Here is a 13,977-nt window from a genome sequence, read left to right on the forward strand (position 1 = left end):
TTGAAGGAGACAGACCATGTGTGTCGTGTGCGGATGCAGTGACAACAGCCCGGCTCATGCCCGGCAGGTGCAACAGGCCGGCGGTGAACCCGGTGTGGTGACGGTGAACCCGGCCAGTGGCGATCTGCACTTCGGTGCCGGTGCGGCCCGCGTGTCGGTGCCCGGCATGAGCCAGGAACGGGCGATCAAGCTGGAGACCGACATCCTGGGCGCCAACAACCGCGTGGCACAGCAGAACCGCGCGCACTTCGCGTCGCACGGCGTGACCGCGCTCAACTTCGTCTCCAGTCCGGGCTCGGGCAAGACCACGCTGCTGTGCGCGACCATCGAGGCCCTGAAGGCGCGCGACCCGGGCCTGCACGTCGCGGTGATCGAGGGCGACCAGCAGACCAGCTTCGACGCCGACCGCATCCGCGCCACCGGCGCGCCAGCCATTCAAGTGAACACGGGCAAGGGCTGCCACCTCGACGCGCCCATGGTGGCCGAGGCGTTTGCGCAACTGCACAGCCACGACCATGCGCATTCGCACGACCATGGCCACGATCACGGCCATCACCACAACCATGCGCACGGCCACGGCCACGGCCACGGCCACGGCGGCCGCGACCTGCTGTTCATCGAGAACGTCGGCAACCTGGTCTGCCCCGCCGTGTGGGACCTGGGCGAAGCCGCCAAGGTGGCCATCCTCTCGGTGACCGAGGGCGAGGACAAGCCGCTGAAGTACCCCGACATGTTCGCGGCCTCGCAGTTGATGATCCTGAACAAGACCGACCTGCTGCCGCACGTGAAGTTCGACGTGGCGCGCTGCATCGAACTCGCCCGGCGCGTGAACCCGTCCATCGAGATCCTGCAGCTCTCGGCCACCACCGGCGAAGGCATGGACGCCTGGCTGCACTGGCTGGACCACGCGATGGGTCACGACTACCATCACCACGACCAGGAGCCCGCCGCCGATGAAGCTGCGTTGCGTCAGCGTGTGCAGCAACTCGAAGCCGAACTGGCGAAAGCCCGGGCAGCGCTGTCGGCCGCCTGACGGAGCCTGCTCATGACCGCTTCCGTGCTCGCCGTCGGCGCCTGGCTCAAGAACGCGGCCTGCCTGCTGCTGGACGGGCGCGCGCACTGGTCGCCGGTGCACGGCGACCTCAGCGACCCGGTTGCCTGCGAGGCGCTGGAAGCTTCGGTGCAGGCGCTGCTCCGGCAGGCCGCAGCCGCCGGGGCACCGGTGCAGGCCATCGCGCACGACCTGCACCCCGACTTTTTCAGCACCCAGTTGGCCATCGCCACCGCCCACGCGCTGGGTGTGCCCGCGATCGGCGTGCAGCACCACCATGCCCACCTGGCCGCCGTCGTGGCCGAGCACGGCATTGACGGACCGGTGGTCGGCCTTGCGCTCGATGGCGTGGGGCTGGGCACAAAAGCAGACACCCCCTGCCAGGCTTCGCCGGTGTCCCCGCCGGGGGAGCGCCGTTCTGGGGGCGGCCCGGCGAACAGCTTCACCGCCTGGGGCGGTGAACTGCTGGGGCTCGACGGCGCCCGCTGGCAACGCCTCGGGCACCTGTTTCCGCTGGCCCTGCCGGGGGGCGACCGCGCCGCGCGCGAACCCTGGCGCATGGCCGCGAGCGCGTTGCACGCCAGCGGTCGGGGCGATCGGATCGTGCCGCGCTTCGGGGTGGTGGTCGGTGAACCCCTGGCCGCCGGCGTGCGCCAGATGCTCGACCGTGGCCTGAACAGCCCGTTCACCAGCAGCACCGGGCGCTGGTTCGACGCTGCTGCTGCCGCGCTCGGCCTGTGCCTGCGCCAGCACGACGAGGCCGAGGCGGCGATCGCGCTCGAACAGGCCGCCGCCCGCGCGCTCGCGCGGCAGCCCGATCTGCCGCCACTGCCCGGCGCCCGCGCCGACCGTGCGGGCGTGCTGGACCTGCGCCCCTTGCTGGCACCGCTGTTCGACGCCACCGACACCGACGCGGCCGCCGCCGGCTTCCACCTCGGCCTGGCCGATGCGCTGGCCACCTGGCTGACCGATGCCGCACGCCGCACCGGCACCACCACCGCGGTGCTCGGTGGTGGCTGCTTTTTCAACCGCATCCTGCGCGAGCATGTGGTGCGGCGGCTGGCGGCTGCGGGGCTGGCGGTGTACCTGCCCGGCGCCTCAGGCTGCGGCGACGCCGGTCTGGCCCTCGGCCAGGCCTGGGTGGCCGCGCAGCATGTTCAGACCCCCCAAGCAGAACCCCACGTTGAGGAGACCGTTTCATGTGCCTAGCCATTCCCGCGCTGCTGGTGGAAAAGCGCGCCCACGACCAGGCCCTGGTCGAGCTGGGCGGCATCCGCAAGCCCATTTCCATCGCCCTCGTGCCCGAAGCGAACGTGGGCGACTACGTCATCGTGCACGTGGGCCATGCCATCGGCCTGCTCGACCCCGAAGAGGCGCACAAGACCCTGGCCCTGTTCGCTGAAATGCAGTCGCGCACGGCGGAGGTGTCAGACATGAGACCCAGCGCCGGGCCGCCCCAAGCTGGGTCAGCCCCCTTGGGGGGCAGCGAACACCATGAAATGGGGAGCGTGGGGGTATGAAATACATCGACGAATTCCGCGATGGGGCGCTGGCGAAACACATCGCCGAGCGCATTGCCGCCGAAGTGAAGCCCGATCACCACTACCGCTTCATGGAGTTCTGCGGCGGCCACACCCACGCCATCAGCCGCTACGGCGTGCTGGAGCTGCTGCCGCCCAACGTGCGCATGATCCACGGCCCGGGCTGCCCGGTCTGCGTGCTGCCCATCGGCCGCGTGGACCTGGCGATCGAGCTGGCGCTGCAGCACGACGTGATCCTCTGCACCTACGGCGACACCCTGCGCGTGCCGGCCTCCGGCGGCCTCTCGCTGACCAAGGCCAAGGCGCGCGGCGGCGACATCCGCATGGTCTATTCGGCCGGCGACGCGCTGCAGATGGCGCGCGACAACCCGGAAAAGCAGGTGGTCTTCTTCGCCATCGGCTTCGAAACCACCACGCCGCCGACGGCGCTGGTCATCCGCGATGCGGCGCGTGAAGGCCTGAAGAACTTCAGCGTGATGTGCAGCCACGTGCTCACGCCGCCCGCGATCCGCGCGATCCTCGATGGTGGCCGACCCAGTGCCGGGCCGTCCCCAGCTGTGTCAGCCCCCTCGGGGGGCAGCGACCCATGCGAAGCAGGGGAGCGTGGGGGCCATGGTTCGCATGAGACGGCGGAGATCGAAGGCTTCGTCGGCCCGGCGCATGTGAGCGTGGTGATCGGCTCCGACCCGTACGCGAAGTTCGCGCAGGAATACCAGAAGCCCGTCGTCATCGCCGGCTTCGAGCCGCTGGACGTGCTGCAGGCCATTCTGATGCTGGTGCGCCAGGTCAACGAAGGCCGCGCCGAGGTGGAGAACGAGTTCACCCGCGCCGTCACGCCCCACGGCAACCTGAATGCGCAGGCCGTGATGGACGACGTGTTCGAACTGCGCGAGGCCTTCGAGTGGCGCGGCCTGGGCACCATGCCGCACTCGGCCCTGCAGATCCGCGAGAAATACCGCGAGTACGACGCCGAACACCGCTTCAACCTGGGCTACCGCAGCGTGCCCGACAACAAGGCCTGCGAGTGCGGCGCCATCCTGCGCGGCGTCAAGGAGCCGCGCGACTGCAAGATCTTCGGCACCGTCTGCACGCCCGAAAACCCGATCGGTTCCTGCATGGTGTCCAGCGAAGGCGCCTGCGCCGCGCACTACACCTACGGGCGCTTCCGGGATATCCCGGTGGTGGCCGCCACCGAAGGGGCCGAAGCATGAGAGTCGACCACGACAACCCGCCCCCGAGCCCGCCGAACCAGGCCAGCACCGTGAAGAAAACCTACACCCGCCCGCTGGACATCCGACACGGCCGCATCGACATGGGCCACGGCGCCGGTGGCAAGGCGGCGGCGCAACTGATCGAGGAACTGTTCCTGCCCGCGCTGGACAACCCCTTCCTGCGCCAGGGCGACGACGGCGCTGCGCTGCCGCTGCCCACCTTGGCCAACGGTGCCGGCCAGCTGGTGATGGCGACCGACGGCCACGTGGTTTCGCCCATCTTCTTCCCCGGTGGCGACCTCGGTTGCCTGGCGGTGCACGGCACGGTCAACGACGTGGCGATGATGGGCGCCACGCCGCTGTACCTGAGCGCCAGCTTCATCATCGAAGAAGGCTACCCGCTGGCCGACCTGCAGCGCATCGTGCAGAGCCTGGGCGCTGCGGCGCGCGAAGCCGGCGTGCCGGTGGTCACGGGCGACACCAAGGTGGTGGAAAAAGGCAAGGGCGACGGCGTCTTCATCAGCACCACCGGTGTCGGCCTGCTGGCGCCGGGCGTGTCGGTCGGTGGCAAGAACGCGCGGGCGGGTGACGTGATCCTGCTCTCCGGCACCATCGGCGACCACGGCGTGGCCGTGCTCTCCCAGCGCGAATCGCTGGCCTTCGAGACCACGATCGAAAGCGACACCGCCGCGCTGCACACGCTGGTGGCCGACCTCATGGCCGCAGTACCCGGCGCGGTGCGCGTGCTGCGCGACCCCACGCGCGGCGGCCTGGCCACCACGCTCAACGAAATCGCGCGCCAGTCCGGCGTCGGCATGCGCCTGCAGGAGGCGGCCATCCCGGTCAAGCCGCAGGTGGACGCGGCCTGCGAGCTGCTCGGGCTGGACCCGCTGTACGTGGCCAACGAGGGCAAGCTGATCGCCATCGTCGCGCCCGCAGCGGCCGAGGCCGCGCTGGCCGCCTTGCGTGCCCACCCGCTGGGCGCGGACGCGGCACGCATCGGCGAGGTCACCACCGATGCGCACCACTTCGTGCAGATGGACACCCGCTTCGGTGGCCGGCGTGTGGTCGACTGGCTCAGCGGTGAACAGTTGCCCAGAATCTGCTGAAGCCGCCGCGTCGCCAGCGGCGACGAAGGCGCCGGCAGCAGACGGCAAGCGCAGTCGACAGAAGATCACGAGGAGACGGCATGGCGAATCCGGTGTTTCGCAAGACCGATGCGGGGCGGGCCGAAATCGGCCTGCGCCGGGCGGGCCTGTCGCCGGTGACCCGCCGCGTGCTCATCCTGGTCAAGGGGCGCGAAGGCGTGGCGGCGTTGTCGGCACTGGGGTTGCCCGATCTGCCGGAGCACCTGGCGCTGTTGCGGGAACGCGGCTTCATCGAACCCGACGCCGTGCCCGCTCCGGAACCTGCGCCCGCAGCGCCGCCGGCCGCGGTCGCCGAGCCGGTGGCTGCCCCGCAGGCACCCGCCGAGCCCGTTGCGGCGTGGCCGCCCGAACCCTCGCCCGACGAGGCCGAGGCGGTGCTGGGCCTGCAGCGCCAGGCCTTCCGGCGCTTGCGCCAGCACTTTGGTCCCGACACCGCCACCATCGCCGAGGCGATGCTGGCGGCCCGCAGCCTGGCCCAGTTCCGGGCGGCGGTGAGCGCGCTCGAACCCCGGCTCTCGATCCACCTGGGGCGGCGCGAGGCGGCCCGTGAAGTGGGTGTCTTGCGCGGCGGCTGACGCTGGCCGATCTGGCCGGCCGCTCCCTACAATGGGCCTGCTCCCGTCTTCCCCAAACGCCCCCGAATTCCGTGACCTCTCCCCTGATCCACGACGCCTTGCCCACCGTGCTGGTGGTGGACGACGAGGTGCGCTCGCAAGACGCCATGCGGCGCACGCTCGACGAAGACTTCACCGTCTTCACGGCCAGCAGCGCCGACGAGGCGCGTGGCCTGCTGGAGCGCCAGCCCGTCAGCGTGATCCTGTGCGACCAGCGCATGCCGGGCATCACCGGCGTGGCCTTCCTCAAAGAAGTGCGCGAGCGCTGGCCGGAGGTGGTGCGCATCGTCATCTCGGGCTACACCGACAGCGAAGACATCATTGCCGGCATCAACGAGGCTGGCATCTACCAGTACATCCTCAAGCCCTGGTCTCCCGACCACCTGCTGGAGGCGGTGCGCAACGCCGTGGAGGCGCAGACCCTGCAGCGCCAGACCAGCCGGCTTGATCTGGAGCTGCGCACCAGCACGCGCGTACTGCGCCAGCGCACCGCACGCCAGGTGGTGCAGGCGCGCCACCACTTCGGGTTCGAACGCATCGTGCGCGCGGCCGGCAGCCCGCTCGAACTGGTCTGCGCCATGGCCGAGCGCGCGGCGCGTTACGACCTGCCCGTGCTGGTGCTGGGCGAGTCGGGCACGGGCAAGGAACTGCTGGCGCGGGCCATCCACTACGCGTCGCCGCGGCTGGAAGGGCCGTTCGAGGTGGAAAACTGCGCCGCCATTCCCGACACGCTGCTCGAATCCGAACTCTTCGGCCACAAGCGCGGCGCTTTCACCGGCGCCTACGAAGACCACGCCGGGCTGTTCCAGCGCGCCGACGGCGGCACTGTGTTCCTCGACGAAATCGGTGAAACCTCGCCGGCGTTCCAGGTCAAGCTGCTGCGCGTGCTGCAGGAAGGCGAAGTGCGCCCGGTGGGCGCGGCGCGGCCGGTGCCGGTGGACGTGCGCATCATCGCAGCGACCCACCGCCAGCTCGAACAGCGCGTGCACGACGGCCTGTTCCGCGAGGACCTGTACTACCGGCTGGCCGGGGTCACGCTGACCGTGCCGCCGCTGCGCGCGCGGGTGGCCGACATCGCGCCCATTGCGCACCAGATCGTGCAGGACGTGGCGCGCGAACTCGGCCATCCCGGGGCGGTCCTGCCCGACGAGACCCTGGCCTGCCTGCTGGCCTATCCCTGGCCCGGCAACATCCGCGAACTGCGCAACGAAATCGCCCGCGCCATGGCCTTGCACGACGGCACCGAACTGCCGCCCGGCGCGTTCTCTGCGCGGGTCCTGCAGGGGCGGGCGGTCGGTGGCGGCGACCTGGTGTCGGCGTTGCCTGCCAACGGCACCCTGACCGAGCGGCTGGACGTGATCGAGGCCATGGTGCTGCGCGAGACCCTGTTGCGCCACCGCTGGAACAAGACCCGTACCGCCGCGGAACTGGGTTTGTCCCGCGTCGGCTTGCGGGCCAAGATGCAACGTTTCGGGCTGGAAAAATGAGCATCGCCCACACGGTCTCCGCGCGGGCCTCGGCCCGGCTGCTGAAAGGCGCCACCTTGCCGTCCCGCACCGACGGACCGGTGAGCGGCCGGCGCCGGCCGCCATCTGCCGGAGCGCGGGTATGAGCCGGGCACTGCCGCTCAATGTCCTGTGGCTGCAGAGTGGGGGCTGTGGCGGCTGCAGCATGTCGCTGCTGTGTGCCGACACCCCCGACTTCCAGGGCCATCTGCGCGACGCCGGCATCCACCTGCTCTGGCACCCCTCGCTGTCGCTGGGCAGCGGCGACGAGGTGCTGGCCCTGCTGCAGTCGGTGCTCGACGGGCAGACGCGGCTGGACGCCCTGTGCGTCGAAGGCTCGTTGCTGCGCGGCCCGAACGGCACCGGGCGCTTCCACATGCTGGCCGGGACCGGTTTGCCCATGATCGACTGGGTGCGTGAACTCGCTGCCCGTGCGCGCCATGTGGTCGCCATCGGCAGTTGCGCCGCCTGGGGCGGCATCACCGCCGGCGGCGACAACCCCACCGATGCCTGCGGCCTGCAGTACGACGACGACCGGCCCGGGGGACTGCTGGGCGCCGATTTCCGCGCCGCCGGGGGGCTGCCGGTGATCAACGTGGCCGGCTGTCCCACGCACCCCGGCTGGGTGGTCGACACGCTGATGACGCTGGCCGCGGGGGAGCTGGCGCCCGCCGATCTCGATCCGCTGGGCCGGCCGCGTTTCTACGCCGACCAGCTCGTGCACCACGGCTGCACGCGCAACGAGTACTACGAGTTCAAGGCCAGCGCCGAAAAGCCGTCCGATCTCGGCTGCATGATGGAGCACATGGGCTGCAAGGGCACCCAGGTGCATGCCGACTGCAACACGCGGCTGTGGAACGGCGAAGGCTCCTGCACGCGCGGTGGCTACGCCTGCATCGCCTGCACCGAGCCGGGCTTCCAGGAACCCGGTCACCCGTTCCATGAAACGCCCAAGCTCGCCGGCATCCCCATTGGCCTGCCCACCGACATGCCCAAGGCCTGGTTTGTCGCGCTGGCCTCGCTGTCCAAGAGCGCGACGCCCCGGCGCGTGAAGGAAAACGCCACCGCCGACCACCTGGTGGTCAAGCCGGCCATCCGCAAAACGAGGTTGAAATGACGACACCGAGCGACGCCGGGCGCGAGGCGGGCCGTCTTCTGGTCGGCCCGTTCAACCGCGTTGAAGGCGACCTTGAAGTCGCGCTGGAGATCGCGGGTGACCGCGTGCGCTCGGCCCAGGTCAACGCCACCATGTACCGCGGGTTCGAGCAGATCCTGCAAGGCAAGGCACCGCACGACGCGCTGGTCTACGTGCCGCGCATCTGCGGCATCTGCTCGGTCTCGCAGTCGGTCGCCGCCGCGCGCGCGCTGGCCGACCTGGGCGGGCTGGTCATGCCGCCCAACGGCCAGCACGCGACCAACCTGATCCTGGCGACCGAAAACCTGGCCGACCACCTCACGCACTTCTACCTGTTCTTCATGCCCGACTTCGCCCGCCCGGTCTATGCCGACCGGCCCTGGCACGCCGAGGCGGTCAACCGCTTCGCGCCCGATCGTGGTGTACAGGTGCGTGCCGCCACCGCCGCGCGTCAGCGCTGGCTCACGCTGCTGGGCACGCTGGGTGGCAAGTGGCCCCACACCCAGTCGGTGGAGCCGGGCGGATCGACCCGGCCCATCGACGCGGCCGAGCGCGTGCGCCTGCTGGCGCGGGTGCGCGAGTTCCGCGCCTTTCTGGAGCGCGAGCTGCTGGCCACGCCGCTGGAGGCCTTCACCGCGCTCGACAGCGAAGCCGCGCTGTGGGACTGGCATGCGCAGGCACCGATGGCGGGTGACCTGCGTTTCTTCCTGAGTCTGGTGCCCGACCTGGGGTTGCAGGCGCTCGGCCCCGGTCCCGGGCGCTACCTGAGCTACGGCGCCTACGCCCAGCCCGACGGCGGCTTCGCGCTCGCGCGCGGGCTCTGGCGCGCGGCGTCGCAGGCGCTGGAGGTGCTCAACCCGCGGGGCATCACCGAAGACGCCACGCACGCCTGGCTGGCCGATGCCCGCACGCCGCTGCACCCGCTCTCGGGCCTGACCCGGCCCGAGCCCGACAAGCCCGGTGCCTACACCTGGAACAAGGCCCCGCGCCTGGCCGGCGAAGTGGTCGAAACCGGGGCCATCGCCCGCCAACTGGCCAGCGGCCACCCCCTGGTGCGCGATGCGGTGGCGCGCCACGGTGGCACCGTGTTCACGCGCGTGCTGGCGCGGGTGCTCGAACTCGCCCGGCTGGTGCCGATGATGGAAGACTGGCTGCGCGCGCTGCGTCCCGGCGAGGCCTTCTGTGTCCCGGCCGAGCTGCCCGACGAAGGGCACGGTGTCGGCCTGTCCGAAGCCGCGCGGGGCGCGCTGGGACACTGGCTGGTGGTGCGCCAGGGGCGCCTGGCCAACTACCAGATCGTCGCACCCACGAGCTGGAACTTTTCACCCCGCGATGCCGGGGGCACACCGGGCGCGCTGGAACAGGCGCTGGTGGACGCCCCGGTCAGGCCGGGTGAAAAAACCCCGGTGGCCGTCCAGCACATCGTGCGGTCCTTCGATCCGTGCATGGTCTGCACGGTGCACTAGATGAATACCCCCCTGCGCCGCTTTGCGGCTTCCCCCCGCTCTGGCGCGCCTTTGGCGCTGGGCAGGGGGACGGTGCCTGCGCCCCGGCGGAGCCGGTTGCGCGGCACCCCTGGCGGGGGCACTTCTCCGGACCGAGGTCGCTGAGATGTCGAAAGACCGCGCGCCCAGCCCCTTGCCGACCGTGCCCATGGACGGCGTGGACGAGTCCACCTGGATGGACGTGATCCAGAAGATGGACGAGGTGTACACGCGCCTGATCGACGACGAAGTCGAGCTGGAGAAGAAAAACACCGAGCTGGAGCAGTCGCAACAGTTCATCGTGAGCGTGCTGACCTCGATGTCGGACGTGCTGGTGGTTTGCGACGAGCGCGGGCTGATCGAGCAGGCCAACGCCGCGCTGTGCGAACTGGTGGGCCGCCGCGAGGAGCGCCTGCGCGGCAGCAGCCTGGCCGATCTGCTCGCCGACGAGGCCAGCGTGCAGGCCGCGCGCGACGCCATGGACCGCAGCGATGCGCCGCGCGACGGCCAGGGCATCGAGCTCAACCTGCTCGGCCGGGACGGGCAGGCCGTGCCGGTGGACGCCAGTTGCACGACGCGGGTGGGCCCCAGCGGGCGCCGCGTCGGCACCGTGTGGGTCGGGCGGCCGATGGCCGAACTCAAGCGCGCCTACCACGAGATGCGGGCGGCGCACGAGGCGCTCAAGCGCACGCAGCAGCAACTGCTGCACTCGGAAAAGATGGCCTCGCTGGGGCAACTGGTGGCCGGGGTGGCGCACGAGCTCAACAACCCCATCAGCTTCGTGCTGGGCAACGTGCACGCGCTGCGCAAATACAGCGACCGGCTGCAGACCTACATGGCCGCGCTGCACGCGCACGAGCCCGAAGCGGTGCTGCAGCAGATGCGGCAGAAGCTGCGCATCGAGCACCTGCTGGCCGATTTGCCCTCGCTGATCGAAGGCACGCTCGAAGGCGCCCAGCGCACGGCCGACATCGTGCAGGGGCTCAAGCGGTTTTCCGCCATGGACACCGAAGCCCACGCGCCCGTGGTGCTGGCCGAGGTCATCGAGCGCGCCATCCACTGGGTGCGCAAGGGGCGCGGGGCGGCGATGGCCGTGCACTGGCAGCCCGGCCCGACGGTGACCGTCATGGGCAGTGCCGGGCAGTTGCAGCAGGTGATGATGAACCTGCTGCAGAACGCTTTTGACGCCCTGGGCCAGGTGTCCCAACCCGCGGTGCGCGTGGCCATGGCGGTCCACGGCGACCGCGTGGTGGTCACGGTGCGCGACAACGGCCCGGGCATTCCGCCTGAACACCTGCTGCGCATCTTCGATCCCTTCTTCGCCACCAAACCGGTGGGCAAGGGCACCGGGCTGGGCCTGTCGATCAGCTACGGCATCGTCGAACAGCACGGCGGCCGCCTGAGCGCGCGCAACGCCGACGGCGGCGGTGCCGAATTCGTGCTTGACCTGCCCCGAATGGCCTGATTGACCGCCTGTGTGCGTTGTCGCCGTGCCGGCAGGCCGGGCTGCAGCGGCGACAATCGGGGCATGGAGTTGTTGCTTGTATCGCTGGCGTCGCTGTTCGCCGGTTTTGTGGATGCCATCGTCGGGGGTGGCGGTCTGATTCTCACCCCCGCGCTGTTCGCGGTGTTTCCCGCCACGCACCCGGCCACGCTGTTCGGCGTCAACAAGAGCGCGTCCATTTGGGGCACCGGCGCCGCGGCCGTGCAGTACGCGCAGCGCGTGCAGATGCCCTGGCACGCGCTGCTGCCGGCGGTGGCCGTGTGTTTCGCGGGGGCCATGGCCGGCGCCTGGACGGTGACGGTGATCTCGCCCGATTTCCTGCGCCGCGCGCTGCCGCTGATCCTGGTGGTGGTGCTGGGCTACACCCTCATGCGCAAAGACCTGGGGCGCCACCACACGCCCCGCTTCGCCGCGCGTGGCGAGATGCTGGCGGCCTGCACGCTGGGGCTGGTGATCGGGTTTTACGACGGGTTCTTCGGCCCCGGCACCGGCAGCTTTTTCGTCTTTCTGTTCGTGCGCTGGCTGGGCTACGACTTCCTGCATGCCAGCGCCAGCGCGAAGCTGCTCAACACCGCGTCCAACCTGGCGGCGTTGATCCTGTTTTCGCTCAAGGGCCACATCTGGTGGCATTACGTGTTGCCGCTGGCCGCTGCCAACGTCATCGGCAGCCTGCTGGGCACGCGCCTGGCGCTCAAGCACGGCAGCGGTTTCGTGCGCATCGCGTTCATCGTTGTGGTCAGCGCCCTGATCCTCAAGACCAGCTACGACGCCTGGCTGAAATAGGCCCGAACAGGCCCGCCCCTGCGTCTAGGGTTGCGCTGCGGACGCGGCTTCCTGTTCCGGCGGCCACGGCACTTCACTGGCCTTGAGCGGCGTGCCGATCGGCCGGCCGGCCTGGCCCTTCTGCACGGCGGCCAGGTCCTGCGGATTCGGATACTGGTCCATCAGCAAGTAGTCGAACACGCGGCGCGCAATGGGGGCCGCGTGCGCGGCGCCGAAGCCCGCGTTCTCCACGATCACGGCCAGCGCCACCTGGGGCTGCTCCAGCGGCGCGAAGGCCAGGTAGAGCGAGTGGTCGCGCTGGTGTTCTTCGAGCTTGCGCACGTCGTAGCGGTCCTTCTGGCCGATGGTCACCGCCTGGGCGGTACCGGTCTTGCCGCCGCTGAGGTAGCCGGCCCCGGCAAACACGCCCGCGCCCGTGCCTTCCACCGTCACGCCGTGCATGGCGTTCAGCACGGTGGCGATGTTCTCGGGCTTGAAACCCAGCGCCACCGGGGCCTCCTGGTGCAGCAGGGTGCGCTGGCGCGTGACCACGTCTTCGGTGGCGATCGCCAGGTGCGGCGTGTGGCGCACACCACCCGCGGCCAGCGTGGCCATGGCGTGCGCGATCTGCAGCATGGTGAAGTTGTTGTAGCCCTGGCCGATGCCCAGCGAGATGGTTTCGCCCGCGTACCACTTCTGCTGTTCGGGGCGCTTGTAGGTGCGCCGCTTCCAGGCCTGGCTGGGCAGCACGCCGCGCACCTCGCCGCGCAGGTCGATGCCGGTGATCTGCCCGAAGCCCAGCGGCGCCATGAAATCGTGCATGGTGTCCACGCCCATTTCGTTGGCCAGCGAGTAGTAGTAGACGTTGCTCGACTTGACGATGCTGCGGTACATGTTGACCGAGCCCAACCCGCCGTCGCCGTGGCTGCGGAAACGGTGGTTGCCGAACATCCAGTAGCCGGGGTCGTTGATGGCGGTTTCGGCTTTGCGGGTGCCGGTCTCCAGCGCCGCCAGCGCCATGAAGGGCTTGTAGGTGGAGCCGGGCGGGTAGGTGCCGCGCAGGGCCCGGTTCAGCAGCGGCTTGTCCACCGACTCGTTGAGCGCCCGCCAGTTTTCGACGTCGATGCCTTCGACAAACAGGTTGGGGTCGAAGGTGGGCTTGGAGACGAAGGCCAGGATCTCGCCGTTGCGCGGATCGATGGCTACCAGCGCACCGCGCCGCTCGCCGAACATGTCTTCCACGAGCTTTTGCAGCTTGATGTCGATCGACAGCACGACGGTGTTGCCGGGCGTGGCGGGGGTGCTCGCCAGCGAGCGCACGGCGCGGCCGCCGGCCGAGGTTTCGACCCGTTCGAAGCCGGTGATGCCGTGCAGCTCGCGTTCGTAGCTCTGCTCGGCGCCGAGCTTGCCGATGTAGTCGGTGCCGCGGTAATTGGCCTGTTCCTCCTCCGGCCAGTCGTCCATCTGCTCCTTCTCGCGCTGGTTGATGCGCCCGATGTAGCCGATGACGTGGCTGGCCGCGTCGCCGTGCGGGTACTGCCGGAACAGGCGGGCACGCACGTCGACGCCGGGGAAGCGGTAGCGCTGCACGGTGAAGCGGGCCACCTCTTCGTCGGTCAGGCGCGTGCGCAGGGGCAGCGAATCGAAGCGGCGCGACTCTTCCAGCAGCTTGCGAAAGCGCCGCTTGTCGCGCGGCTGGATCTCGATCAGCTCGCCCAGCGCTTCGATGGTGGCGTCCATGTCCTGGACTTTCGAGGGCGTGATCTCCAGCGTGTAGGCCGAATAGTTGGAGGCCAAGACGCGCCCGTAGCGGTCGAGGATCTGGCCCCGGTTGGGCACCACCGGCAGCACCGCCGTGCGGTTGCTTTCCGCCTGTGCCTGCAGGTCTTCGTGGCGCGTCACCTGCAGGTGCACCATGCGCGCCGCCAGCAGCCCGAAGCCCAGCAGCACGGCGAGTCCGCCCACCAGGACCCGGGTGCGGAACCGGGCCAGGTCGGCTTCGACGTTCCGGATCTCGGTCAT

The 13,977-nt window shown here is 70.1% G+C and carries 12 protein-coding genes; 11 read left to right on the plus strand and 1 reads right to left on the minus strand.

Annotated features, from left to right (window positions below; genetic code table 11):
- Window positions 1-16 precede the first annotated feature (16 nt).
- The 11 genes from hypB (at window position 17) to L0977_RS09475 (ending at window position 11,976) form a co-directional block, all read left to right on the plus strand.
- Entirely contained in the window at window positions 17-1,033 is a 1,017-nt protein-coding gene (gene hypB, locus L0977_RS09425; protein WP_234264609.1) for a hydrogenase nickel incorporation protein HypB, read from the plus strand.
- 12 nt (window positions 1,034-1,045) lie between these two features.
- Window positions 1,046-2,260, plus strand: a complete 1,215-nt coding sequence (locus tag L0977_RS09430) for a Kae1-like domain-containing protein (protein WP_234264610.1) — start codon at window positions 1,046-1,048, stop codon at window positions 2,258-2,260.
- Window positions 2,251-2,571 carry a HypC/HybG/HupF family hydrogenase formation chaperone gene (locus tag L0977_RS09435; RefSeq protein ID WP_234264611.1) on the plus strand — a complete coding sequence of 107 codons (321 nt, stop codon included), beginning with the start codon at window positions 2,251-2,253 and terminating at the stop codon, window positions 2,569-2,571. The genes L0977_RS09430 and L0977_RS09435 overlap by 10 nt, the downstream gene beginning before the upstream one ends.
- Window positions 2,568-3,803: a hydrogenase formation protein HypD gene (gene hypD, locus L0977_RS09440; RefSeq protein WP_234264612.1), complete on the plus strand. Its 1,236-nt coding sequence runs from the start codon at window positions 2,568-2,570 to the stop codon at window positions 3,801-3,803. The genes L0977_RS09435 and hypD overlap by 4 nt, the downstream gene beginning before the upstream one ends.
- The gene (gene hypE / locus L0977_RS09445) at window positions 3,800-4,912 is read left to right on the plus strand and encodes a hydrogenase expression/formation protein HypE (RefSeq protein WP_234264613.1); all 1,113 of its coding nucleotides are present in this window, start codon (window positions 3,800-3,802) and stop codon (window positions 4,910-4,912) included. The genes hypD and hypE overlap by 4 nt, the downstream gene beginning before the upstream one ends.
- Before the next feature lie 80 nt (window positions 4,913-4,992).
- Window positions 4,993-5,526 (plus strand): hypothetical protein, encoded by a 534-nt coding sequence (locus tag L0977_RS09450; RefSeq protein WP_234264614.1) that lies wholly within the window; start codon window positions 4,993-4,995, stop codon window positions 5,524-5,526.
- 71 nt (window positions 5,527-5,597) lie between these two features.
- Window positions 5,598-7,052: a sigma-54-dependent transcriptional regulator gene (locus tag L0977_RS09455; protein WP_326491059.1), complete on the plus strand. Its 1,455-nt coding sequence runs from the start codon at window positions 5,598-5,600 to the stop codon at window positions 7,050-7,052.
- Between the two features lie 121 nt (window positions 7,053-7,173).
- Window positions 7,174-8,187, plus strand: coding sequence for a HupU protein (locus L0977_RS09460; RefSeq protein WP_234264615.1), 1,014 nt, complete (start codon window positions 7,174-7,176; stop codon window positions 8,185-8,187).
- Window positions 8,184-9,671 carry a nickel-dependent hydrogenase large subunit gene (locus tag L0977_RS09465; protein WP_234264616.1) on the plus strand — a complete coding sequence of 496 codons (1,488 nt, stop codon included), beginning with the start codon at window positions 8,184-8,186 and terminating at the stop codon, window positions 9,669-9,671. Before L0977_RS09460 ends, L0977_RS09465 begins: the two co-directional genes overlap by 4 nt.
- A gap of 145 nt (window positions 9,672-9,816) precedes the next feature.
- Window positions 9,817-11,154, plus strand: a complete 1,338-nt coding sequence (locus tag L0977_RS09470) for a sensor histidine kinase (protein WP_234264617.1) — start codon at window positions 9,817-9,819, stop codon at window positions 11,152-11,154.
- A 63-nt stretch (window positions 11,155-11,217) separates the two neighbouring features.
- Window positions 11,218-11,976: a sulfite exporter TauE/SafE family protein gene (locus tag L0977_RS09475; RefSeq protein ID WP_234264618.1), complete on the plus strand. Its 759-nt coding sequence runs from the start codon at window positions 11,218-11,220 to the stop codon at window positions 11,974-11,976.
- Window positions 11,977-12,000: 24 nt separating this feature from the next.
- Here L0977_RS09475 and mrdA read toward each other — a convergent pair whose 3' ends face one another.
- The gene (gene mrdA / locus L0977_RS09480; protein WP_234264619.1) at window positions 12,001-13,977 is read right to left on the minus strand and encodes a penicillin-binding protein 2; all 1,977 of its coding nucleotides are present in this window, start codon (window positions 13,975-13,977) and stop codon (window positions 12,001-12,003) included.

Origin of the sequence: Hydrogenophaga sp. NFH-34 (genome assembly GCF_021401345.1) — a bacterium.
In the GTDB taxonomy this organism is placed as follows: Bacteria; Pseudomonadota; Gammaproteobacteria; order Burkholderiales; family Burkholderiaceae_C; genus Hydrogenophaga; species Hydrogenophaga electricum.